This is a genomic window from Enterobacter cloacae complex sp. P24RS, assembly GCF_014982165.1.
In the GTDB taxonomy this organism is placed as follows: domain Bacteria; phylum Pseudomonadota; class Gammaproteobacteria; order Enterobacterales; family Enterobacteriaceae; genus Enterobacter; species Enterobacter quasihormaechei.
The window spans coordinates 192091-214935 of record NZ_JADCKU010000006.1 but is presented as its reverse complement, the minus strand read 5'-3'; the positions used below and the strand labels follow the sequence as shown (position 1 = coordinate 214935).

The 22845-nt window shown below is 57.3% G+C and carries 21 protein-coding genes and 4 tRNA genes; 8 read left to right on the top strand and 17 right to left on the bottom strand.

All coding sequences use genetic code 11. The features are described from left to right. Nucleotides 1–72 precede the first annotated feature (72 nt). A complete protein-coding gene (gene rhtB, locus INF58_RS08875; RefSeq protein ID WP_193527527.1) occupies nt 73–693 on the top strand; it encodes a homoserine/homoserine lactone efflux protein in 621 nt (206 codons plus the stop codon). Here the strand turns inward: rhtB and rhtC are convergent. The 3 genes from rhtC to pldA form a co-directional block, all read right to left on the bottom strand. Further along, nucleotides 690–1310: a threonine export protein RhtC gene (rhtC, locus tag INF58_RS08870; protein WP_010426287.1), complete on the bottom strand. Its 621-nt coding sequence runs from the start codon at nt 1308–1310 to the stop codon at nt 690–692. The genes rhtB and rhtC overlap by 4 nt on opposite strands. A 61-nt stretch (nt 1311–1371) precedes the next feature. After that, entirely contained in the window at nt 1372–3201 is a 1830-nt protein-coding gene (gene recQ, locus INF58_RS08865) for an ATP-dependent DNA helicase RecQ (protein WP_063868856.1), read from the bottom strand. A 90-nt stretch (nt 3202–3291) separates the two neighbouring features. Next, the gene (pldA, locus tag INF58_RS08860) at nt 3292–4161 is read right to left on the bottom strand and encodes a phospholipase A (protein WP_063452178.1); all 870 of its coding nucleotides are present in this window, start codon (nt 4159–4161) and stop codon (nt 3292–3294) included. Between the two features lie 160 nt (nt 4162–4321). Between pldA and yigI the strand changes: the two genes are divergently transcribed. Then, nucleotides 4322–4789: an acyl-CoA thioesterase YigI gene (gene yigI, locus INF58_RS08855; RefSeq protein ID WP_006812366.1), complete on the top strand. Its 468-nt coding sequence runs from the start codon at nt 4322–4324 to the stop codon at nt 4787–4789. 51 nt (nt 4790–4840) lie between these two features. Then, on the top strand, nt 4841–5737 hold the full coding sequence (gene rarD / locus INF58_RS08850) for an EamA family transporter RarD (protein ID WP_193037142.1): 897 nt from the start codon (nt 4841–4843) through the stop codon (nt 5735–5737). A gap of 42 nt (nt 5738–5779) precedes the next feature. Here the strand turns inward: rarD and corA are convergent, their stop codons facing one another. From corA to INF58_RS08815, 8 genes are all read right to left on the bottom strand, one after another. Further along, nucleotides 5780–6730, bottom strand: coding sequence for a magnesium/cobalt transporter CorA (gene corA / locus INF58_RS08845; RefSeq protein ID WP_063868853.1), 951 nt, complete (start codon nt 6728–6730; stop codon nt 5780–5782). Between the two features lie 150 nt (nt 6731–6880). Beyond that, complete coding sequence (gene ysgD / locus INF58_RS20940) at nt 6881–6937, bottom strand: YsgD/CorL family protein (protein ID WP_212743980.1); 57 nt, start codon at nt 6935–6937, stop codon at nt 6881–6883. Nucleotides 6938–7086: 149 nt separating this feature from the next. Then, nucleotides 7087–9249, bottom strand: a complete 2163-nt coding sequence (gene uvrD, locus INF58_RS08840) for a DNA helicase II (protein ID WP_063868850.1) — start codon at nt 9247–9249, stop codon at nt 7087–7089. 79 nt (nt 9250–9328) lie between these two features. Next, nucleotides 9329–10045, bottom strand: a complete 717-nt coding sequence (gene yigB, locus INF58_RS08835; protein WP_112792050.1) for a 5-amino-6-(5-phospho-D-ribitylamino)uracil phosphatase YigB — start codon at nt 10043–10045, stop codon at nt 9329–9331. Then, nucleotides 10045–10947 carry a tyrosine recombinase XerC gene (gene xerC / locus INF58_RS08830; protein WP_063868846.1) on the bottom strand — a complete coding sequence of 301 codons (903 nt, stop codon included), beginning with the start codon at nt 10945–10947 and terminating at the stop codon, nt 10045–10047. The genes yigB and xerC overlap by 1 nt, the downstream gene beginning before the upstream one ends. After that, complete coding sequence (locus INF58_RS08825; RefSeq protein ID WP_063868844.1) at nt 10944–11651, bottom strand: DUF484 domain-containing protein; 708 nt, start codon at nt 11649–11651, stop codon at nt 10944–10946. The genes xerC and INF58_RS08825 overlap by 4 nt, the downstream gene beginning before the upstream one ends. After that, nucleotides 11648–12472, bottom strand: coding sequence for a diaminopimelate epimerase (gene dapF, locus INF58_RS08820; protein WP_022646661.1), 825 nt, complete (start codon nt 12470–12472; stop codon nt 11648–11650). The genes INF58_RS08825 and dapF overlap by 4 nt, the downstream gene beginning before the upstream one ends. A 35-nt stretch (nt 12473–12507) precedes the next feature. After that, nucleotides 12508–12711 carry a lipoprotein gene (locus INF58_RS08815; RefSeq protein WP_006812373.1) on the bottom strand — a complete coding sequence of 68 codons (204 nt, stop codon included), beginning with the start codon at nt 12709–12711 and terminating at the stop codon, nt 12508–12510. A gap of 135 nt (nt 12712–12846) precedes the next feature. On the opposite strand from INF58_RS08815, the gene cyaY reads away from it, so the two are divergent. After that, nucleotides 12847–13167, top strand: a complete 321-nt coding sequence (gene cyaY / locus INF58_RS08810; RefSeq protein ID WP_028014797.1) for an iron donor protein CyaY — start codon at nt 12847–12849, stop codon at nt 13165–13167. A gap of 137 nt (nt 13168–13304) precedes the next feature. Here the strand turns inward: cyaY and cyaA are convergent, their stop codons facing one another. Next, a complete protein-coding gene (gene cyaA / locus INF58_RS08805) occupies nt 13305–15848 on the bottom strand; it encodes a class I adenylate cyclase (RefSeq protein ID WP_063452171.1) in 2544 nt (847 codons plus the stop codon). 350 nt (nt 15849–16198) lie between these two features. Here cyaA and hemC point away from each other — a divergent pair, with 350 nt between their 5' ends. The 4 genes from hemC to hemY are packed head-to-tail and all read left to right on the top strand — an operon-like array spanning nt 16199 to nt 20293. After that, complete coding sequence (gene hemC, locus INF58_RS08800; protein ID WP_193527526.1) at nt 16199–17140, top strand: hydroxymethylbilane synthase; 942 nt, start codon at nt 16199–16201, stop codon at nt 17138–17140. Then, complete coding sequence (gene hemD / locus INF58_RS08795; protein ID WP_193527525.1) at nt 17137–17877, top strand: uroporphyrinogen-III synthase; 741 nt, start codon at nt 17137–17139, stop codon at nt 17875–17877. Before hemC ends, hemD begins: the two co-directional genes overlap by 4 nt. Nucleotides 17878–17897: 20 nt before the next feature. Continuing rightward, nucleotides 17898–19091, top strand: coding sequence for a uroporphyrinogen-III C-methyltransferase (hemX, locus tag INF58_RS08790; protein WP_193527524.1), 1194 nt, complete (start codon nt 17898–17900; stop codon nt 19089–19091). A gap of 2 nt (nt 19092–19093) precedes the next feature. Beyond that, a complete protein-coding gene (hemY, locus tag INF58_RS08785; protein WP_193527540.1) occupies nt 19094–20293 on the top strand; it encodes a protoheme IX biogenesis protein HemY in 1200 nt (399 codons plus the stop codon). Nucleotides 20294–20839: 546 nt separating this feature from the next. On the opposite strand, the gene INF58_RS08780 is transcribed toward hemY, so the two are convergent. The 5 genes from INF58_RS08780 to INF58_RS08760 form a co-directional block, all read right to left on the bottom strand. Further along, a tRNA-Pro gene (locus INF58_RS08780) sits at nt 20840–20916 on the bottom strand. A 44-nt stretch (nt 20917–20960) separates the two neighbouring features. Continuing rightward, nucleotides 20961–21047, bottom strand: a tRNA-Leu gene (locus tag INF58_RS08775). Nucleotides 21048–21068: 21 nt separating this feature from the next. Next, nucleotides 21069–21144 (bottom strand) — tRNA-His (locus tag INF58_RS08770). Between the two features lie 67 nt (nt 21145–21211). Next, nucleotides 21212–21288: transfer RNA gene (locus INF58_RS08765), tRNA-Arg, on the bottom strand. Between the two features lie 102 nt (nt 21289–21390). Further along, nucleotides 21391–22776, bottom strand: a complete 1386-nt coding sequence (locus INF58_RS08760) for an amino acid permease (RefSeq protein WP_063452166.1) — start codon at nt 22774–22776, stop codon at nt 21391–21393. Between the last annotated feature and the right edge of the window lie 69 nt (nt 22777–22845).

The window sequence follows — 22845 nt, the reverse complement described above, 5'->3', positions numbered from 1 at the left end:
TTCGTCATCGGTCACAAAATGACTCAACAATAGCGTATTGTGGCATAAAAACAGACGATCCGGGAGTTTCAAATGACCTTCGAGTGGTGGTTCGCTTACCTGCTGACATCCATCATCCTCAGCCTTTCACCCGGCTCCGGGGCCATCAATACCATGACCACCTCCATCAACCACGGCTATCGCGGCGCGGCGGCGTCGATTGCCGGTTTACAGACCGGGCTTGGCATTCACATTGTGCTGGTGGGGATTGGCCTGGGGACGCTGTTCTCCCGTTCAGTGCTGGCGTTTGAAGTACTGAAGTGGGCCGGTGCGGCGTATCTGATTTGGCTGGGCATTCAGCAGTGGCGCGCGGCAGGCTCAATTGATCTGAATACGCTTTCCCGGACGCAAACGCGCAGCCATCTGTTTAAGCGCGCGGTGTTCGTTAACCTGACCAACCCAAAAAGCATCGTGTTCCTCGCCGCCCTGTTCCCGCAGTTTATCGTGCCGCATCAGCCTCAGGTCATGCAGTATGTGGTGCTCGGCGCGACCACCATTATTGTCGATATCATTGTGATGATTGGTTACGCGACGCTGGCGCAGCGAATTGCGGCGTGGATCAAAGGGCCTAAGCAGATGAAGGCCCTGAACAAAGTCTTTGGTTCACTGTTTATGCTGGTTGGCGCGCTGCTTGCGTCAGCGCGTCATGCTTAGCGAGAAATAATGAGATGAATGCCGAAGCCGGCGAACAGCGCGCCGGCAAAGCCGTCGATCCACTTCGCGATACGCTGGTAGCCGCGACGCATTGCCGGTAAGGCGAACAGGCTGGCAACAATAGTGAACCAGGCGAACGTCTCAACGACGATCAGCAGGAAGATCCCCCAGCGCGCGCCCGCGCCGACGCTGTCACCCACAAACAGCGAGAACACGGAGCCGAAATAGATAATCGCTTTCGGGTTCGCCAGGTTGGTCAGGAGACCTTTCACAAAGCTTCGTCCGCCCGTTGCCAGCTCAACCTTTGGCTCTTCCGGCTTTTTCTCTTCTTTCTTCAGCGCCCCGCGCAGCATCTGATAGCCCATCCAGCACAGGTACAGTCCGCCGCCGACCATGATGATGTTATGCAGCCACGCCATCTTCGCCAGGATCAGGTTCAGACCGAGCAGCGCAACCGCCGCCCAGACCATGACGCCCATGGTAATACCGAGCACACCCATCATCGCCTCTTTGCGGGAGCGGCTGACGGCCGTTTGTGACACGAAGAAAAAGTCAGGGCCAGGGCTCATCAGCGCAACGATGTGCACTAACGCCACGGTGAGAAATAGCATTAACATAATTAGCTCGCGGGGAAATAATTCAGTGAGTCATCATCCTGGCACTTTTTCGCCCGGCTGACTACTCCTCATCATCACCATCGGCGTGAGAGCGGATGAGCGCCATAAATTCTTTACCAAAGCGCTCCAGCTTGCGCGTACCGACGCCGTTGACGCTGAGCATTTCGCTGGCGCTGAGCGGCATCTGCTCGGCCATCTCAATCAGCGTCGCGTCGTTGAACACCACGTATGGCGGGATGTTCTCTTCATCCGCAATGGCCTTGCGCAGCTTACGCAGCTTGGCGAACAGCTTGCGATCGTAGTTGCCGCCGTAGGACTTTTGCATCACCCGCGGCTTGAGGGCGACGACGCGCGGCACGGCGAGCTTCAGCTCCACCTCGCCGCGCAGGACCGGTCGCGCCGCTTCGGTGAGCTGAAGCGCAGAGTGCTGGGCGATATTTTGCGTGGCAAAGCCGAGGTGGATCAGCTGGCGGATGATGCTTACCCAGTGCTCGTGGCTCTGGTCTTTACCGATGCCGTAAACCGGCAGCTTGTCGTGACCCATGTCGCGGATACGCTGGTTGTTGGCACCGCGCAGCACTTCCACCACGTAGCCCATCCCGAAGCGTTGGTTCACGCGTCCGATAGTCGAGAGCGCTTTGCGCGCGTCCATCAGGCCATCGTATTGCTTTGGCGGGTCGAGGCAGATATCGCAGTTGCCGCACGGCGCCTGTCGTCCTTCACCAAAGTAGTTGAGCAGCACCAGACGGCGGCAGGTTTGCGCTTCGGCGAAGGCCCCCATCGCGTTGAGCTTGTGGCGTTCGATATCCTGCAACTGCCCCTGCGGTTTTTCCTCCAGACAGCGGCGCAGCCACGCCATATCCGCCGGATCGTAAAACAGCATCGCTTCCGCAGGCAGGCCATCACGCCCCGCGCGGCCGGTTTCCTGATAGTAGGATTCAATGTTGCGCGGAATGTCGAAGTGCACCACAAAGCGCACGTTGGGCTTGTTGATCCCCATCCCGAATGCCACCGTTGCAACCACAATTTGCAGGTCGTCGCGCTGGAATTTCTCCTGCACCTCGGCGCGAATGTGGTTCTCCAGCCCGGCGTGATAGGCCGCGGCGCTAAAGCCGCGGTTTTGCAGACGCGCGGCGGTGTCTTCCACCTTCGCGCGGCTGTTGCAGTAGATGATGCCGGACTTGCCGCGCTGCTCCTGCACGTAGCGTAAGAGCTGATCCAGCGGCTTGAATTTTTCCATCAGCATGTAGCGGATGTTCGGCCGGTCGAAGCTGCTGACCTGGATGTACGGATCTTTCAGCCCCAGCAGGCGAACGATATCCAGACGCGTGGTGTCATCCGCCGTGGCGGTAAGCGCCATAAACGGCAGCTCGGGGAAGCGCTGACGCAGCTGGCCGAGCGCGGCATATTCCGGGCGGAAGTCGTGCCCCCACTGGGAGATACAGTGCGCTTCATCCACCGCCAGCAGGACCGGGTTCCAGTGCGCCAGGTTTTCGAGGAAGTTGTCCAGCATCAGACGCTCTGGCGCGATATACAGCAGACGAACCTGTCCGGTGCGGCACCCGGCCATCACCTCTTGCTGCTGCTCGCGGGTTTGCGTTGAGTTAAGACAGGCCGCCGCCACGCCGTTGGCGAGCAGCTGGTCGACCTGGTCTTTCATCAGGGAAATAAGGGGCGATACCACGACCGTCAGGCCGTTAAGCACCAGCGCGGGCACCTGATAGCAGAGCGATTTACCGCCGCCGGTCGGCATCACCACCAGGCAATCGCGGCCTTCCAGCACGGTTTCAATGATGGTTTCCTGGCCAGGACGGAACTGCTGGTAGCCGAAGGTTTCATGCAAAACCTGTTTAGCCAGCGATTCCTGATTCAATACTTCCGCCTGCGCCACGTTAACCCCATATGCCAGAAATGAAACAGGCGCTATTTTCAGCGCCTGAGAGAGAAACTTCAACGTTTAACGCAAAAACATTCGAGCAGCTTAGAAAATATCGTTCAGCATGACGCCCACACCAACGCGAGTCTGATTGAAGTTGTAATCGATCAGCGATTCGCCATACCCGCTATACACCTGGGTATAGAGACGCACGTGTTTCGTCACCGGGTAGCTCAGGCCCAGCTCAGCGCCGCCGTATCCGGTGTTCCAGTTGTACTGACCTTTGGCGCTCAGCACCGCGTCACCCAGCTGATAGCCCACCTTGAGCTGATAGTAGCCCATGTATTTGGTGATATCCGGGTTGTCATCGGTGCTGCCCACCACGTACCACGGCTTCACTTCCACCATGAAATTGCCGTTCTGCGCCATCAGACGCGTATAGACGCGGTTCCAGCTGCGTGAGGTTGGGTCGGAACGACCGTTGGAATCGTGGTTATAACCCACCTCTACGTCGCGCAGCGTCCAGCCTGCAAACTCATAATCGGTGGCGAAACCGAGGAACAGCTGCGGCTCATAGTTGGTTTCGCGGAACGGTGAAGATTCGCCGCTGTTGGAGAGCTGCCACCATGACTTCTGCGTGTAGGACGCGCCAAGCACCGAGTTCGGCCCCAGGATGCCGCGCCAGAACGGGAAGGCGAGGCTGAGCTGGAACTTCACCTCATCTTTACGCGCATTATCAGACCAGTTATAGGAGCTTATCGCCTCTTTGTTGAGATCGCTGGTCTGGGTGTAGATCACGTAGTTTGTGTCATAGGGGTACAGCGTGAACGGATTGTCGTGCTCCTGAAGCATATTGGCGATGATGCTGCCCTGAACGGCAGGTTTATCATGCACTTCTTTGATCGTCGCTTCCTGCGCATATGCTGTGAGGGGCAGCGCAACCGCCGCCAGTAACCAACCCAGATACGTCCGCATCGGTGGTGTTCTCCTGAAATTGTGACATTTAATGAATAGTTTTGTCTGCGCATTCTACAGACTTCTGCGATAACTTCCGCTTCCTCGTTTCTTAAAGTGGCATTCCTTTATCCTGAAGCATAAAATCAACATTTTATTAACAATAAGGATGCCACGTCTGATGTCAGCCACGCTAACCGCCGAAGAAACATTAAAACTCGTGGGCGAGATTTTTGTGTACCACATGCCGTTTAACCGTGCACTGGGTCTTGAGCTGGAACGATACGAAAAAGACTTTGCTCAGCTTAGCTTCAATAATCAGCCAATGATGGTGGGCAACTGGGCGCAAAGCATTTTGCACGGCGGGGTGATTGCCTCTGCGCTGGACGTGGCGGCCGGTCTGGTGTGCGTGGGCAGCACGCTGACGCGCCACGACACCATCAACGAAGATGAGTTACGCCAGCGCCTGTCGCGCATGGGAACCATCGATTTACGCGTCGACTACCTGCGACCAGGACGCGGAAACCGCTTTACCTGCACCAGCAGCCTGCTGCGCGCCGGGAATAAAGTTGCCGTTGCCCGCGTTGAGCTGCATAACGAAGAGCAGGTTTATATCGCCAGCGCAACCGCCACTTATATGGTGGGTTGAGGCGGCAAATTCGGGTAAAATTGATTCACTTTTTTGTAACGGATTTTCCCGATGGATGCTAAACAGACGCGGCAGGGCGTTTTACTCGCCCTTGCCGCTTATTTTATTTGGGGTATCGCGCCGGCGTACTTCAAGCTTATCGCCTATGTCCCGGCGGACGAAATCCTCACCCACCGCGTCATCTGGTCGTTTTTCTTTATGATCGCGCTGATGAGCATCAGCCGTCAGTGGTCAGGCGTCAAAACGCTGCTGAAAACGCCGAAGAAGGTCTTCCTGCTCGCGCTTTCCGCAGTGCTGATCGGCGGCAACTGGCTGCTGTTCATCTGGGCGGTGAATAACCATCATATGCTCGAAGCGAGCCTGGGGTACTTCATTAACCCGCTGGTGAACATCGTGCTGGGGATGATTTTCCTCGGCGAGCGCTTCCGTCGGATGCAGTGGGTGGCGGTGATTCTGGCCTTCTGCGGCGTGCTGGTGCAGCTGTGGACCTTTGGCTCGCTGCCGATCATCGCCCTCGGCCTGGCGTTCAGCTTTGCCTTCTACGGCCTGGTGCGTAAGAAGATTGCGGTGGAAGCGCAGACGGGCATGCTGTTTGAAACCTTGTGGCTGCTGCCGGTCGCGGCAATCTATCTGTTCGGTATTGCCGACAGCGCCACCAGTCACATGGGCAGCAACCCCTGGTCGTTAAACCTGATGCTGATGGCCGCAGGCGTGGTCACGACGATTCCCCTGCTGTGCTTCACCGGCGCGGCAACGCGTCTGCGCCTCTCCACGCTGGGCTTCTTCCAGTACATTGGCCCGACGCTGATGTTCCTGCTGGCGGTGGTATTTTACGGCGAAGTGCCGGGTGCGGATAAGATGGTGACCTTCGCCTTTATCTGGGTAGCGCTGGCGATTTTCGTCGCCGATGCGATTTATACCCAGCGCAGAACCCGCAGAGGAATGTAGGTGTTTTGTAGGGCGGGTAAGCGCAGCGCCACCCGCCAGATTTTACAGCCAGTTCTTCCGCTTAAAGTACAGATACGGCGCCAGCCCGGCGAGGATCATAAAGATAATCGCCCCCGGGTAACCAAAGCTCCACTTCAGCTCCGGCATAAACTCAAAGTTCATCCCGTAGCTGGACGCCACCAGCGTTGGCGGCAGGAACACCACGGAGACCACCGAGAAGATCTTGATGATGCGGTTCTGCTCGATGTTGATAAAGCCCATCGCCGCCTGCATCAGGAAGTTGACCTTCTGGAACAGGGATTCGTTGTGCGGCAGCAGGGATTCGATATCGCGTAAAATCTCACGCGCCTGCTCCAGCTGACCGCCCGGCAGACGCGCCTTGCGCACCAGGAAGTTCAGCGCGCGCTGGGTATCCATCAGACACAAACGCACCTTCCAGCCGATATCTTCCAGCTCCGCCAGCGTGGACAACGCTTCGTCGTATTCATCGCCCTGATGGCCTTCCATGATCACACGGCTCAGCTTTTCCAGGTCGCTGTAGATGTTTTCAATTTCATCCGCCAGCTGTTCGATTTTGGTTTCGAACAGATCCAGCAGCAGCTCATAGGCGTTTCCGTCTATCATCGCCTGGCTGCGGGCACGCATGCGGTAGAGACGAAACGCCGGCAGTTCGCGCTCGCGCAGGGTGAACAGGCGGCCATCGCGGATGGTGAACGCCACGGTAGAGTTCCCCGCGTGGTCTTCGGCATCTTCAAAAAAGAAGAAGGAGTGAATGTGCAGGCCGTCTTCGTCTTCAAAAAAACGGGCGGATGCTTCGATGTCTTCCAGTTCCGGGCGTGTCGCCAGGCTTTGCCCCAGTTCAGATTGTACGCGAAGGCGTTCATCGTCGTCCGGCTCGACCAGATCCACCCATACGGCATCAATGAGGGGCTGTGACTCTTCGGCTTCAAGCCGAGTCAGTCGGTTATTTTCGAGTTGAAATGCGCTCAACATGACCGGGACTCCCAATGCAAAAAATATCGGACAGTTCGGTGGGCACACAGAAACAAATTGGGTTTCAGACCATTAAACAGCCTGACTCAGCGCGACGGGAAAAATGCAGTCGCTGACAACCACTAAGGCCATCAGCAAGAGGAGATAGCCTTAGGAGTTGTTCCTGGATGACAGGGAATTGAGCCAGTATCTACTGGGTGTGTCCAAGGCGAATGTCCTCTTAGCGTAATCGTGCGCGCATGTTACGCCAGCAATAACTGTGGCGTCAACACGCAACGGAACGCTGAAGGGCATTAATTGACCTTCAGCGTATAAGGCTAGCAGATTATTACAAAATAGTGATATTTTTCTGAAAGTTACACACTTTCCAGCCTGGCATAGGCTGCCACCAGCCATTTGATCCCCTGCCCCTGGAACGCCACCTGCAAGCGGCTGTGCTCGCCGCTGCCTTCCAGGTTGACGATGGTGCCTTCGCCAAATTTAGCGTGGCGCACGCGCTGGCCCAGCTTATACCCGGTGTCGGTTTCAGAGATTGGCGACCCCATACGCTGATGGCTGACCGGACGGCTGATGCTGGCGCGCAGGCGCACCTCTTCCACGCACTCTTCGGGCAGCTCGCCGATAAAGCGCGACGGACGGTGATACACCTCTTTCCCGTACAGGCGGCGGGTTTCCGCATAGGTCAGGGTCAGCTTCTGCATCGCACGGGTCACGCCCACGTAGGCCAGACGACGCTCTTCTTCCAGACGCCCGCCTTCATCCAGCGACATCTGGCTCGGGAACATGCCTTCTTCCATCCCGACGATAAATACCTGCGGGAACTCCAGACCTTTGGCAGAGTGCAGGGTCATCAGCTGAACCGCATCCTGCCAGGTATCGGCCTGCCCTTCTCCCGCCTCCAGCGCGGCGTGAGAGAGGAATGCCTGCAACGGCATCAGATCTTCGTCTTCTTCGTTGTAGCTGAACTGGCGCGTTGCCGTGACCAGTTCCTCTAAGTTCTCTATACGGGTCTGCCCCTTTTCGCCTTTTTCCTGCTCGTACATGGTGCGCAGGCCGGAATCTTTGATCACCCGGTCGGTCTGTACGTGCAGCGGCATGTCGGCGGTTTCCTGCGCCAGCGCGTCAATTAACTCAAGGAAGCGCTGCAACGCGCTGGCGGCGCGTCCGGCGAGGGCTTTTTCCTGCAACAGCTCGCGGCACGCCTGCCACAGCGTAAGCTGACGATCGCGCGAGGCCTGGCGCACCACGTCCAGCGTGCGATCGCCGATGCCGCGCGTCGGCGTGTTCACCACGCGCTCAAACGCCGCATCGTCGTTACGGTTGGCAATCAGACGCAGATACGAGAGCGCATCTTTGATCTCCTGACGTTCGAAGAAGCGCATACCGCCATAAATACGGTACGGCATGCTCACCTGCAACAGCGCCTCTTCCAGCACGCGCGACTGGGCGTTGCTGCGATAGAGAATGGCGCACTGCTCCAGCGCGCCGCCGTTGTCCTGCCAGGTTTTAATGCGGTTCACCACGAAGCGCGCTTCGTCGAGTTCGTTGAAGGCGCAGTAAATCGAAATAGGTTCGCCGTCGACGCCGTCGGTCCACAGCTTTTTACCCAGGCGCCCGTTGTTGTTCTCAATCAGGGCGTTGGCCGCGCTCAGAATATTGCTGGTTGAGCGGTAGTTCTGCTCCAGACGGATGGTTTGCGCGCCGGGGAAATCGTTGAGGAAGCGCTGGATGTTTTCCACCTGCGCGCCGCGCCAGCCATAGATAGACTGGTCGTCATCGCCGACGATCATCACCTTGCCGGTATCACCGGCCAGCAGGCGGATCCACGCGTACTGGATGTTGTTGGTATCCTGGAATTCGTCCACCAGGATGTTGGTGAAGCGTTCACGGTAGTGTTGCAGGATATGCGGTTTGTTGAGCCACAGCTCATGGGCGCGCAGCAGCAGCTCGGCGAAATCCACCAGGCCGGCGCGGTCGCACGCTTCCTGATAGGCCTTGTAGACGTTCTGCCAGGTCTGCTCGACCGGATTACCGAAGCTCTGGATATGGTGCGGGCGCAAACCTTCATCTTTCTGACCGTTGATGTACCACATCGCCTGACGCGGAGGCCACTGCTTCTCGTCGAGGTTCATCGCCTTGATCAGGCGCTTCAGCAGGCGCAGCTGATCTTCGCTGTCGAGGATCTGGAAATCCTGCGGCAGGTTAGCGTCCATATGGTGCGCGCGCAGCAGACGGTGCGCCAGGCCGTGGAAGGTGCCAACCCACATGCCGCCCTGGCTGGTGCCCATCAGCTGTGCGATACGGTGGCGCATCTCTGCCGCCGCCTTGTTGGTAAACGTCACGGCCATAATTGAGTACGGCGAGCAGTTCTCCACGCTCTGGAGCCAGGCGATACGGTGAACCAGCACGCGCGTCTTACCACTGCCCGCTCCAGCCAGTACCAGCAGGTTTGTACGCGAGGCGGCAACCGCATCACGTTGTTTATCATTAAGGCTGTCGAGCAGGTAAGAAACGTCCATTGGCACCGTCACGTCATGTCGGGCAGGCAAATGTTTCCATTCGCCAAAACCCTGTTAATTTATACAGAACAATTGATGATTATATCAGCGTCGTGAGGGATGCCAACCGCGAAATTTCCACGTGCGGCAGAAGACGGCTGTCCAGGGTGGTCATCAGATCGGCGTTTTCCGGCTTGATCCAGCAGGCCTGCATGCCGCAGCGGATCGCCCCGGCGACGTCCGTGGTCAGGTCATCGCCCACGTGCAGGATTTCGCCGAGCGGCAAATCCAGTTTTTCCGCCGCCAGGTGATACATATCGTTAAACGGCTTCGAGCGCCCGTGCGGGCCCGCGCGCAGCACGAACTGAAAATAGTCACCTAAGCCGAACAGCTCGGGCTGAGCGTTGCCGTTGGTGATGGCCACCAGCGGCCACTTACTGGCCAGTTTCGCCAGCGTGTCGTGTGTCTCCTGCGGCACATCGATGCGGCTGCGCCATTTGGCGAAGTTTTCCATGGCCGCTTCGGCCCCCGTGGCCGCATCCTGCGCGCTCAGGCCGGCGTTGAGCATCGCCTGCTCAACCGCACGGCGACGCCATTCGGTCACGTCGTGGTAAATCTCCGGTTCGGTTTCCCGCAGGGACTGACGCAGCTGCTGGAAGTCTTTGTTCTGCATCGCTTTCAGCGCAGGATGGTAGTTCTGCACAAACGTCAGCGACTCCTGCTCGGTACGCAGGATCACCGGACGGTTATCGTAAAGAGTGTCATCAAGGTCAAATGTCAGGGCTGATATCTGGCCGAGTGGGCGGTAAAAACGCATTATTTCCCCCGTTTGGCGCGTGGATGCGCCGCGTCATACACCGAGGCAAGGTGTTGGAAGTCTAAATGGGTATAGATTTGGGTGGTCGACAGATTCGCGTGGCCGAGCAGCTCCTGCACGCCGCGCAGGTCGCCGCTTGATTCCAGCATGTGCGTCGCAAAGGAGTGGCGCAGCTTGTGCGGATGCACGTGGCTGTTCAGCCCCTGCTTAATGCCCCACTCCGCAAAGCGTTTCTGCACGTTACGCGCGGAGATCCGCTTGCCAAGCTTCGACAAAAACAGCGCATCTTCTTCGGCGCCAAACAGCCCGCGCAGATCCAGCCAGTGCTCAATCCAGGAGACGGCGTTGCGGCCAATCGGCAGGCGGCGCTCTTTGCTGCCCTTGCCCATCACCCACACTTCGCCCGTTTCCAGGTCGAGATGTTTTATATCGAGATTGACCAGCTCGGACAGACGCAGCCCGGCACCGTACATCACCTCCAGCATCGCGCGATCGCGCACGGCCAGCGGATCGTTAAGATCGATATCCAGCAGGCGGTTTACGTCGTCGACGTCGATATTTTTCGGCAGATGGCGTGGGGCTTTTGGCGTGGCGATCCCTTTTGCCGGGTTAGCTTTCAGCTTGCCCTGACTGACCAGCCAGTCGAAAAAGCTGCGCAGGGCAGAGAGCCGGAGCGCCAGGCTCGCCGGGCTTAAGTTTTTTTTACGGCTACGCACGACGAACCCGCGTACCGTGGCGGCGTCACATTGTTGCCAGCTTTTCAGGCCGATTTCATCGGCAATCTGCATGATGGCATCAAGCTGACGCTGATAGTTGAGCAGCGTAATGGGGCTAAGCTGGCGCTCTACGCCCAGATAGCGCAGAAAACGCGAGACGTCAGTGGCAAGCAGTGCGTCCGTCATACGCGCTCAATCCAGCGCTCCAGCAGCTCAGGCAGCATCAGGGCGATTTCCTGTAGCAGCTGCGTGCCCTGCCCCTGCTCATAATGATGCGCGTCGCGGCTGGTAAACAACATCACGCCCAGGTCACCATCACGCCCCATCAGCGACATCGCCACCGAGCCAATAGCTTTGGCTTCCGGCAACACCACCAGCAACTCTGGTCCATTAAGCGGCCCCAGATAGTGGTGCTCATGGCCCAGACGCTGAATGCGCAGCGGCTCAAATGCCTGACGGCTAAGCGCCAGATGGGTAAACCCGGACGGCGCGCCAATGCGCCAGCGGTCAGGGAACAGGCGGAGAGTTGCGCCTGCCAGCCCCAGCTCGCGCGCCCAGCGGTGGAAGCGGTTGAGAAACTCTTCGAGACTGTGCGCAGACGCCAGGCGCGCCTGGAGGTGCAGAAGACGGTGGAACAGGCTTTCGTTATTGCTGGCCTGCTCCATCAGCAGCGTCATGTTCTCTTCGAGCTGATGGATGTGATTGCGCGAGCGCGCCATGTGCCATTCAACCAGCGACACGGTCTCGCGAACCGGATGCGGCACGCGCATCCGTTCGACGACGCGTGCATTGCGGATAAAAAACTCAGGATTGTGCAGCAGGTAATCCACAACGGCGCTGTCGTCCAGCTCCGTTAAGGGTTCCCGCAGTTCTTCCCCTGGTTGCTTCATAGATGGATAAACCCGTCATAAACATGTGTCGCCGGGCCAGTCATGTACAGTGGATGACCCGCTCCTTTCCAGGCGATATCAAGACGCCCGCCCGGTAATTCCACGCGAACCTCTTCTGCCAGTAACCCCTGCGAGATGCCCACGGCCACCGCCGCACAGGCACCGCTTCCACAGGCCTGGGTTTCGCCCGCGCCGCGCTCGTAAACCCGCAGGCGAATGTGTTCACGCTTCACCACCTGCATGAAACCGATGTTCGCCCGCTCCGGGAAGCGCTCGTGGCTTTCCAGCACCGGGCCGAGCGTTTCGACCGCGGCGGTTTGCACATCATCCACCTGAATCACGCAGTGCGGGTTACCCATTGAGACAACGCCGCACAATACTGTCTGCTCGGCGGCGCGCATAATATAGGTCTTTTCCGCTTTGTTGGCGCGAAACGGCACGGCAGAAGGCTCGAAGTTTGGCTCGCCCATGTTCACGCGCACCAGTTCGTCGTCGGTGACGCTGAGCACCATCCGACCATTGGCGGTGCTGACGCGGATATCGCGCTTGTTGGTGAGCCCTTTTAGCCGAACAAAGCGGGCAAAACAGCGCGCGCCATTGCCGCACTGGGACACTTCGCTGCCGTCGGCGTTAAAAATGCGGTAGTGAAAGTCCAGGTCAGGATCGTAAGGAGGCTCCACCACCAGCAGCTGGTCAAACCCCACGCCCACGTGTCGATCCGCCAGACGACGGATCAGCTCCGGGGAGAAAAAGACATTCTGCGTTACCGCGTCGACGACCATAAAGTCGTTGCCAAGGCCATGCATTTTAGAGAACTGCATCATTTGCTCCATTGCGCGGGTACAGAACGTAATCGTCAGAGATTGACCTGAGTCGGGCCACCGTTATTGCCGCGATCGTTGGTATCCGGCGTAGATGACTCGATACCACTTTGCACCGGTTTTGTCGGCGGTGGTGCGTTTTTATCCTCTGGCGGGAAGTAAAGTGGTCCCTTCAGTCCACAGCCGGTCAGGCTAAACAGAGTGACAAGAACGGCAAGCGTTCGAAAGACGTTTTTCATGTAGAGGTTGCCCGTAAGTTCAAATCTGTTTCTATCATCGCAGGAGAAGACACAAAAGCAAGAGTTTGCCGCTTTCCTGCAACGGGAATTATTTAGCGTTATACTGCCGCCATCACGAAAAACAGGAATAAAACCATGAACGACAGTGAATTTCATCGCCTCGCCGATACCCTGTGGATGACCATCGAAGAGCGTATCGACGACTGGGACGGCGACAGCGATATCGATTGTGAAATCAACGGCGGGATCCTGACCTTAAGCTTCGAAAACGGCAGCAAAATTATTATTAACCGTCAGGAGCCGCTTCACCAGGTGTGGCTGGCGGCTAAACAGGGCGGTTATCACTTTGACCTGAAAGGTGACGAGTGGGTTTGCGATCGCAGCGGCGAAACGTTCTGGGATCTGCTGGAACAGGCTGCAACCGCGCAGGCGGGCGAGAACGTGAGTTTCAGGTAGTTTTGTTGCCCGGTGGCGGCTACGCCTTACCGGGCCTACAACGGCTCGGACCGTAGGCCGGGTAAGCGTAAGCGCCGCCCGGCGAAAAGGCTCGGACCGTAGGCCGGGTAAGCGTAAGCGCCGCCCGGCGAAAAGGCTCAGGAGAAATACTGCTGTAACAGCGGTGCGGTATCCTGATTCGCAGGCGCCGCAGGGGTAATTGCCTGCGTACGGAACGGGATCACCTGCGCCCGGCCATCTACGTTCACAATCTGGTAGAACTGCGGCAGGTTGAAGTTGATAAAGCTTGAGCCGTAGGTAAAGCGATCGTGCGAGGACGAATAGAAGCGGCTGACGTCGCGCACCAGCTCCTCTTTACTGCCTTCACAGTGGTGATACACCTCGGCGCGGTTGGTTTCATCCAGAATGTAGATATTAAACCCGGCGTTATCGCCCGACTCTTCAAAGAAGAACTGAATGATCCCTTCACTCGCAAAGCCATCCACCACCTGTGGCAGCTTAACGTGGTTGGTTTCCACCTGAACCGACAGGCCATGCAGCTTGTTGTGCGAAATCGCGCCGTAGAATTCAATGGCGTTTTCCAGCTTCTGTACCGACACGTTCAGGCGCTCAAAGAACAGGCCCCAGGTCTGGCCGGAGACGCGCAGCGCTTTAAAGCGCCCGGTTTCCTGGCGGGTGCTGGAGAGGCGCAGTTCGATGCACTCAGACACCAGCTGCTGCACGCGGGTACGAATCAGGCCGCGCAGGTGCTGGCTGTAGCAGAACACTTCCACGCTGTCCGGCGGCGCGGCGTCCTGGTGCATCTTGCCGAGAATGGTTTTCAGCGCTTCGATCATCGCCTGCTCGCCGTTGAAGTGCAGGGTGCGCACTTCGTTCCACGAGTTGCGGTACAGCAGATCCACGCTGCCCACCAGGCAGTTTTGCTGCTCGCCGAAGCTAAAGACGTCCAGCTTGCGGAAGTCAAAGTGGACCACCTGATTGCGGAAGGCCGCCGTCGGGTCGTATTCCAGGTTGACGATGATCGCCAGATGGCGGATCTCACACGGGCTGTAGAGCGCTTTTGGCGTCGGCGCAGGCAGGCGCAGCGGGAAGTGGTGCGAGACGTCCGCCACCATCTCCTGCAACTTGGCTAAATCGACCACCTCGTTGCCCTTGATAAACAACCGGGTGCGTGAGGTGAGAAGGCCGTTAAACCAGGCCCAGGCCACCAGCTTGTTCAGGTAGCGGTTATATTCCAGCGGCTGATGGCTGATGATTGAATCCATGCTTGGTGCACGGTTGTACAGATACCACCCGGTGCGGTTCGCGCGGCCCGGCGGCACGTAGATAAAGGTCAGATTCGGTTCAGACAGGTCAGGCGAAATCTGTGGGTTAACCAGCGTAACCTTGCCTGGCAACGCTTCAAATGCGGCGTACAGCTTACGGGTTAACACCCCGATATCCTGTGGGCTGGCAGAAACGCTAAGGTTGTTGCGGCGGGCAAAGCGGATCAGGTTGCGGTAGCTTTGCATCATCGCATCAAGCAGTTCGTTGTGCGCCTCACGCACCTGATCGATCTTCCAGTTGGCGCGGTTGTCGAGCATGGCGAGACGCGCTTCGTCCCATCCCCACTCTTTGACTAACTGGCTGACCACTTCACGACGCCAGCCAACGCAGGCGCGCTCACGGCTCAGTTTTTCACAGACTTTGAGATAGAAACATCGACGCACCAGGTCAAGACGCGTGGTGTCATCAATGGCCGTCAGGTATTCGGTGACGCGTTCCAGCATCATGCAGTAGGCATCAAGCCCGTAGGAGACGATCTCCCCGTCGTGCAGACGCTGCTTAATGTCTTTCGCCAGCAGACGCGGCGTAGGGTATTCCCAGGAGTAGGCTTCCAGCAGCAGGGTTTTCAGCACCGCTTTGTACGGTGAATCAATGCTCTTATAGAGCTGCCAGAGGCTTGCGCCAAAGTACTCTTCGGCGGACAGGGAGCTCAGGCCGCCCAGATCCAGCCACTCGTTTGGCGTCAGAACGCCCTGCGAGTAAAGCGACATGACGTAGTCGTCATAATTCTCTTCTTCATCGCACGGCACCATATTCCACAGAATACGTTTCCCGGCCAGGCGAACGGCGGTACGGTAAAACTCATCCAGCAACAGAATGTGCTGAGTCGAGCCGCAGTCTTCACCACCCAGACTGCCGCTTTCGTTATGGCGGAAACGGTTTTCATCAATCAGGAAGAAGCTTACTTCCACGCCGAGCGACGCCGCCCAGCTCTCCAGCAGGCTGCATTTACGCTGCAACAGCTGGCGCTCTTCATTGTCGAGCCAGGACTGATGGCAGACCCAGATATCCAGGTCAGAAGAACAGCTTTGCCCAACCGATGAGGTACTGCCCATCGAGTAAACCCCGGTAATCGGCAGCTCGCCTTTCGGCGAATCCTGCGGCGGCATACCACGGTAGAGCTCAAGTTCGGTCAGGTAATGCTGTTGGGTTTCATCAGGCGTGAAGAGGCAAATGCCCTGGGGAACGTTACCATCGAGGTAACCCGGCATTAGCGGATGGTGATAGTGCAACAATGTCGGCAGTAGACTGTATACCTGCTGGAAAGCAGGTCCCATGGCAGCAAGCGCGCGATCCACGCGCAATTGATTGATGGCATCCAGTCTCTGTTTCAGAGTCTCAATATAGAGGTACAAGACGTATCGCCTGATGTTTCCGGGTGTCGCACGCCAGTCAAAACAGAAAAAGCAGCGGACCCGCAGTATTTCAAAAAATAACCGTTACCCTTCTTTCGCCTTTTGCTTTTCTGGTGGTACAGACGAAAAAATGGTCTAAAACGTGATCAATTTAACACCTTGCCGGTTGACCGTAAAGAAAGATGCGCTACATACAAGTGTAGCACCGTTCTGTACGTGTAAATTCCTGAATACGGCGGTGGCTGACGCGTACGCCGCCCTGTCCCTCTCGCGCTTCATCAACCGTAAAACTGCCATCCGAGTGTCAACAATGTTAGGATGGTTAGCGATTGATAATGACGGTAACAAGCATGTTAGACAATGTTTTGAGAATTGCCACACGCCAAAGTCCCCTTGCGCTCTGGCAGGCACATTATGTTAAGCAGCGCCTGGAAGCCTGCCACACCGGATTACGCGTTGAGCTGGTGCCAATGGTCACGCGCGGTGACGTAATCCTCGATACGCCGCTGGCGAAAGTGGGCGGCAAGGGCCTGTTTGTCAAAGAGCTGGAACTGGCATTGCTTGAGAACCGCGCCGATATCGCCGTGCATTCGATGAAAGACGTGCCCGTTGAGTTCCCGGAAGGGCTGGGGCTGGTGACTATCTGCGAGCGCGAGGATCCGCGCGATGCGTTTGTCTCTAACCGCTATGCGTCGCTCGACGCGTTGCCAGAGGGCAGCGTGGTCGGCACGTCAAGTTTACGCCGCCAGTGTCAGCTGGCGGAGCGTCGCCCGGATCTGGTGATTCGTTCGCTGCGCGGTAACGTCGGCACGCGCCTTGGCAAGCTGGATAACGGCGACTACGATGCCATTATTCTTGCGGTTGCGGGCCTGAAACGCCTGGGGCTGGAGGAACGCATTCGCGTGGCGTTGCCGCCGGAGCTGTCGCTGCCCGCCGTCGGTCAGGGTGCCGTCGGCATTGAATGCCGTCTGGATGATGCGCGCACCCAGACCCTGCTCGCGCCGCTGAATCATGACGACACCGCCATTCGCGTAAAAGCCGAGCGTGCGATGAATACTCGTCTCGAAGGCGGCTGTCAGGTGCCCATTGGCAGCTATGCTGAATTAACCGACGGTGAACTGTGGTTGCGTGCGCTGGTCGGCGCGCCGGACGGCTCGCAGATGGTTCGCGGTGAACGTCGCGGCAGGCCGCAGGATGCCGAAGCGCTTGGCGTATCGCTGGCGGAAGAGCTGCTGAATAACGGCGCGCGTGAAATTCTGGCCGAGGTCTATAACGGAGAACCCCCTACATGAGTATTCTTGTCACCCGCCCTTCTCCCGCAGGAGAGCAGTTAGTGAGCCGTCTGCGCGCACTGGGGCAGGTGGCCTGGAGTTTTCCGCTGATTGAATTCTCCCCCGGTCGCGAGCTGTCTACGCTCGCTGACCAGATGCGTGCCTTGCAGGAAGGCGATCTGCTCTTTGCCCTGTCGCAGCATGCCGTTGAGTTTGCCCATGCGCAGCTGCAACAGCAGGGCGTTAACTGGCCCTGTACACCCCGCTATTTCGCCATCGGGCGCACCACCGCGCTGGCCTTACATACCGCCAGCGGAATTGACGTTCGTTATCCGTTAGATCGGGAAATCAGCGAAGTCTTGCTACAATTACCTGAATTACAAACCATTGCCGGAAAGCGTGCGCTCATTTTGCGCGGCAACGGTGGCCGCGAACTGCTGGGTGAAACGTTGCGGGAACGCGGTGCAGACGTGACGTTTGTGGAGTGCTATCAGCGCTGTGCGAAACATTACGATGGCGCGGAAGAAGCAATGCGCTGGCACGCGCGCGGCATTAATACGCTGGTGGTCACCAGCGGTGAAATGTTACAACAGCTTTGGTCGCTGATCCCGCTTTGGTATCGCGAAAACTGGTTACTCCGCTGTCGGCTTCTGGTCGTCAGCGAGCGTCTGGCGAACCACGCCCGGGAACTGGGCTGGCAGGATATTCGGATCGCTGATAACGCCGACAACGATGCGCTGCTGCGCGCATTACAATAACTCTCAAATGGGAAGCCATAATGACGGAACACGAAAAATCCTCCGCCGTGGTTGAAGAGACCAGGGAGACTGTGGACACCACGTCACAGCCAGAGACGACAGACAAAACCGTTGAGAAGAAAAACGGCAGCAACAAAACCAGCCTTACGCTGAGCGTGATTGCCATCGCGATTGCGCTGGCCGCAGGCGTGGGACTTTACGGGCTGGTGAAGAAACAGGGCACCAACCAGACGGCCACCAGCGACGCGCTGGTTAACCAAATCACCGCCCTGCAAAAAGCGCAGGAGACGCAAAAAGCCGAGCTGGAAGGCGTGATTAAGCAGCAGGCTGCCGCCCTCGCCGACGCGAACAGCAAGCGTGAAGCGTTGACCAAGCAGCTGAGCGAAGTGCAGGAAAAAGTCGCCACGATTTCCGGGACCGATGCCAAAACCTGGCTGCTCTCACAGGCCGATTTTCTGGTGAAGCTGGCCGGACGTAAGCTCTGGAGCGATCAGGATGTCACCACCGCCGCCGCGCTGCTGAAAAGCGCCGACGCAAGCCTGGCCGACATGAACGATCCGAGCCTGATCGGCGCACGCCGCGCCATTACGGAAGATATCGCCAGCCTGTCTGCGGTTTCTCAGGTCGATTACGACGGTATCATTCTTAAGGTGAATCAGCTTTCGAACCAGATTGATAACCTTCAGCTGGCGGACAACAACGACGACGACTCCCCAATGGATTCCGACGGCACCGAGCTGTCCAGCTCCCTGAGCGAGTGGCGTATCAACCTGCAAAAGAGCTGGCAGAACTTTATGGACAGCTTCATTACCGTTCGCCGCCGCGATGAAACGGCCGTGCCGCTGCTGGCGCCGAACCAGGACGTCTATCTGCGCGAAAACATTCGCTCCCGCCTGCTGGTGGCTTCTCAGGCCGTACCGCGCCACCAGGAAGAGACCTACAAACAGGCTCTGGATAACGTATCCACCTGGGTCCGCGCTTACTACGATACCAATGACGCAACCACGACCGCGTTCCTTGAGGATATCGACAAGCTAAGCCAGCAAAACATCACCATGAACGTGCCGGACAAACTGGAGAGCCAGCCGATTCTGGAAAAGATCATGCAGACGCGCGTGCGTAACCTGCTGGCCCAGCCGGGCGTTCCGGCAGAGCGCCCGGCTGAAGCACCTGCCGCCGCGCCAGCGCCTGAAAGCGCGCCGCAAGGAGAGTAATGATGCTAAAAGTCTTCTTACTCTTCATCCTGCTGATCGCCGGGGTTGTGCTGGGGCCGATGCTCGCGGGTCACCAGGGTTACGTACTGATCCAGACCGATAACTACAACATCGAAACCAGCGTGACCGGGCTGGTGATTATCCTGATCCTGGGTGTGGTCGTTCTGCTGGCCGTGGAGTGGATCCTGCGTCGTATTTTCCGTACCGGCGCGCATACCCGCGGCTGGTTCGTTGGCCGTAAGCGCCGTCGCGCCCGTAAACAGACCGAGCAGGCGCTGCTGAAGCTGGCCGAAGGCGATTATCAGCAGGTTGAAAAGCTGATGTCGAAAAATGCCGACCATGCAGAACAGCCGGTTGTGAACTATCTGCTGGCCGCTGAGGCGGCGCAGCAGCGAGGCGATGAGGCCCGCGCCAATCAGCATCTTGAACGCGCCTCTGAGCTTTCTACTAAGGATCCGATTCCGGTTGAGATCACCCGCGTTCGTCTGCAACTGGCGCGGAATGAAAACCATGCGGCACGCCACGGCGTTGACCGTCTGCTGGAAATTACGCCTCGTCATCCGGAAGTGCTGCGTCTTGCTGAGCAGGCATACATCCGGACCGGTGCGTGGGGATCGCTGCTGGACATTATCCCTTCCATGGCGAAAGCCGACGTGGGCGATGATGAACACCGTGATGAACTTCAGCGTCTGGCGTGGATTGGCCTGATGGATCAGGCGCGTGCCGATCTTGGCAGCGACGGGCTGAAGGCCTGGTGGAAAAACCAGAGCCGCAAAACGCGCCAGCAGGTCCCTCTCCAGGTGGCGATGGCCGAACATCTGATTGAGTGTGACGACCATGACACCGCGCAGGAGATCCTCCTCGACGGTCTCAAGCGACAGTATGATGACCGCCTGGTAATGGTGATCCCGCGCCTGAAGACCAATAATCCTGAGCAGATCGAAAAAGTACTGCGCCAGCAGATCAAAACCGTCGGCGATCGTCCGCTGCTGTGGAGTACGCTGGGCCAGTCACTGATGAAGCACGGCGAGTGGCAGGAGGCAAGCCTCGCCTTCCGCGCAGCGCTGAAGCAGCGCCCGGACGCATTTGACTACGCCTGGCTTGCTGATTCGCTGGACAAGCAGCACAAGCCGGAAGAGGCCGCAGCCATGCGACGTGATGGACTTCTGCTGACGCTACAGAACAACGGAACGCAGCAGTAGATTACAAGGAGGCCAGATGGCCTCCTTTTTTTAGGCATAAAAAAACGCCTGCTATAAAAGCAGGCGTTAAAACAGGTCTGTAAGACAACATATGTGGTGCTTCACTCAACGTTGTGTCCATGGTGTTTGATGAGGCCGAAGCGACATCTGTCAGTGGACGATAAGCACCGTAAACGGCTCTGCGTCATTCCTGAGTTTATGAGGCCCTGAGGCGAGCATAAGAGATGGAATGAGCATCTACCCCTGTATTATTGCACGTATTGTGCCAGGTTTACACACAGAACTTTTACATCACGCAACATTTTAAGATAAAAGGAAATTATGCTGTTAAGAACCGCCTTACGCCGTACAACATCGCGTTAAGGGCGGCGATCTGTCGTCAGCAGGAGACGCTTAAAGTGAAAAAATAAAAATTTCTTTGTTATTAATGAGTTATATGTCGCTGAATCGCGACAAGGATGCAGGGTGTTGTCGGGGGATGGCTACAGGATGAAAAAGCGAAAAAGCGCAGAAAACAAAAAACCCCGCCGAAGCGGGGTTCAAAATTGGTCGGCGAGAGAGGATTCGAACCTCCGACCCACTGGTCCCAAACCAGTTGCGCTACCAAGCTGCGCTACTCGCCGATGTACTGCTTTTTTGAATTTTTAGTTCAATTCATTAAAAGTCGTGGTGCGAGGGGGGGGACTTGAACCCCCACGTCCGTAAGAACACTAACACCTGAAGCTAGCGCGTCTACCAATTCCGCCACCTTCGCAATTCACAACTCTTTCAATAATGGGGTGGCTAATGGGATTCGAACCCACGACAACTGGAATCACAATCCAGGGCTCTACCAACTGAGCTATAGCCACCACTGTATTCTTTCACGCGGTTCTGACTACTTCTCAGACCACCGCAGCTCTAGCGCCGGGACTAAAATGGCGCGCCCGACAGGATTCGAACCTGAGACCTCTGCCTCCGGAGGGCAGCGCTCTATCCAGCTGAGCTACGGGCGCTTAGCGCCGTTGCGGGGCTGGATATTACGTACCTCCGTCCCCGCTGTCTAGTGCTTTTTTGAAAAAAATGCGCGTTTGGTTATGGTTTGCACATTTTGCCGCTTATTCCTCCACTTTATGGGCGGAGCCGCGGCGACCCAGGCCAAAAAGCTTATAGGCAGCCGTCACGGCGGCCAGGAAGATCATCCCGACAAACAGCGACATGCGGGTATCTTCATTAAAGTACATTCCAATTAATACGCAAATCAGGAACGCCATCGTCAAATAGTTTGCATACGGGAACAAAATGGAGCGGAATGGATGGCTGGCAATCGCCTGCCTGTGCGCCTGACGAAAACGCAGCTGGCTAATCAGAATCACAAACCACGGCACCATACCCGGCAGTACGCTGGCGCTGTAGACGTAAACGAACACGCGCTGCGGATTGGGGATGATGTAGTTCAGGCAAGAACCGATCAGCAGAATGACAATCGATACCGCCACACCCGCCACGGGGACACCCACGCGGGAGACTTTGCCCATCACTGCCGGCAGCTGTTTGTTTTGCGAGAGCGCGTAAAGCATGCGCCCGCAGCTGTACATTCCGCTGTTACAGCCGGAAAGCGCCGCCGTCAGCACCACAAAGTTGATAATCGCGGCCGCCGCCGTGATGCCAATCTTTGCAAAGGTTAAAACAAACGGGCTGCCGGTCGTGCCAATTTCGTTCCACGGGAAAATGGTCACGATAACGAAGATGGCGCCTACATAGAAAATCAGGATACGCCACAGCACCTTGCCTACCGCGCTACGCAGCGTCACCTGCGGGTTTTTCGCTTCACCTGCGGTGATCCCGATTAGCTCTACGCCTTGATAGGATGCCACCACGATACAGAGCGCCGTCAGGAAGCCCTTCCAGCCGCCCGCAAAGAAGCCGCCATGCTCGGTCAGGTTACCAAAACCGATGGCGTGCCCGCCGTTACCGAAGCCAAAGAAGATGACCCCGAGGCCAACGACAATCATCACGATAATGGTGGTGACTTTGATCATCGCAAACCAGAACTCGATTTCGCCGTAAAGACGAACGGCGGCAAGGTTCGCCAGCGCCACCAGCCCTACGGCAATAAGCGCGGGTATCCACTGGGCCATCTCCGGGAACCAGAACTGCACGTAGACCCCGATGGCGGTGATCTCCGAAATCCCCACGGCCATCCACATAAACCAGTACGACCAGGCCGTGAGATAGCCAAAGAACGGGCTCATATAACGGTGGGCGTAAACGGCGAAAGAGCCCGTCACCGGCTCCAGGAACAGCATTTCGCCCATTGAGCGCATGATGAAGAAGACGAACAGCCCGGCAATAATATACGCCAGCAGGACGGAAGGCCCCGCCCACTTCAGCGTGCTTGCCGAGCCCATAAACAGGCCAACGCCGATAGTCCCGCCCAGCGCGATCAGTTCAATATGTCGAGCTTCCAGCCCACGCTGAAGCTCCGGTTTTTTCTCTGCCATAATTCCTCGGTTGTGTTTGCTGTTTCCCGACTTGTTGCCGGTTATTATTTTTGAGGGGTACTGAAATAC

Excerpts from the sequence above, each read along its gene's own strand:
- rhtB (WP_193527527.1), top strand. The coding sequence starts at position 73 with ATGACCTTCGAGTGGTGGTTCGCTTACCTGCTGACATCCATCATCCTC.
- rhtC (WP_010426287.1), bottom strand. The coding sequence starts at position 1,310 with ATGTTAATGCTATTTCTCACCGTGGCGTTAGTGCACATCGTTGCGCTG.
- pldA (WP_063452178.1), bottom strand. The coding sequence starts at position 4,161 with ATGCGGACGTATCTGGGTTGGTTACTGGCGGCGGTTGCGCTGCCCCTC.
- yigI (WP_006812366.1), top strand. The coding sequence starts at position 4,322 with ATGTCAGCCACGCTAACCGCCGAAGAAACATTAAAACTCGTGGGCGAG.
- rarD (WP_193037142.1), top strand. The coding sequence starts at position 4,841 with ATGGATGCTAAACAGACGCGGCAGGGCGTTTTACTCGCCCTTGCCGCT.
- corA (WP_063868853.1), bottom strand. The coding sequence starts at position 6,730 with ATGTTGAGCGCATTTCAACTCGAAAATAACCGACTGACTCGGCTTGAA.
- uvrD (WP_063868850.1), bottom strand. The coding sequence starts at position 9,249 with ATGGACGTTTCTTACCTGCTCGACAGCCTTAATGATAAACAACGTGAT.
- yigB (WP_112792050.1), bottom strand. The coding sequence starts at position 10,045 with ATGCGTTTTTACCGCCCACTCGGCCAGATATCAGCCCTGACATTTGAC.
- xerC (WP_063868846.1), bottom strand. The coding sequence starts at position 10,947 with ATGACGGACGCACTGCTTGCCACTGACGTCTCGCGTTTTCTGCGCTAT.
- INF58_RS08825 (WP_063868844.1), bottom strand. The coding sequence starts at position 11,651 with ATGAAGCAACCAGGGGAAGAACTGCGGGAACCCTTAACGGAGCTGGAC.
- dapF (WP_022646661.1), bottom strand. The coding sequence starts at position 12,472 with ATGCAGTTCTCTAAAATGCATGGCCTTGGCAACGACTTTATGGTCGTC.
- INF58_RS08815 (WP_006812373.1), bottom strand. The coding sequence starts at position 12,711 with ATGAAAAACGTCTTTCGAACGCTTGCCGTTCTTGTCACTCTGTTTAGC.
- cyaY (WP_028014797.1), top strand. The coding sequence starts at position 12,847 with ATGAACGACAGTGAATTTCATCGCCTCGCCGATACCCTGTGGATGACC.
- hemC (WP_193527526.1), top strand. The coding sequence starts at position 16,199 with ATGTTAGACAATGTTTTGAGAATTGCCACACGCCAAAGTCCCCTTGCG.
- hemD (WP_193527525.1), top strand. The coding sequence starts at position 17,137 with ATGAGTATTCTTGTCACCCGCCCTTCTCCCGCAGGAGAGCAGTTAGTG.
- hemX (WP_193527524.1), top strand. The coding sequence starts at position 17,898 with ATGACGGAACACGAAAAATCCTCCGCCGTGGTTGAAGAGACCAGGGAG.
- hemY (WP_193527540.1), top strand. The coding sequence starts at position 19,094 with ATGCTAAAAGTCTTCTTACTCTTCATCCTGCTGATCGCCGGGGTTGTG.
- INF58_RS08760 (WP_063452166.1), bottom strand. The coding sequence starts at position 22,776 with ATGGCAGAGAAAAAACCGGAGCTTCAGCGTGGGCTGGAAGCTCGACAT.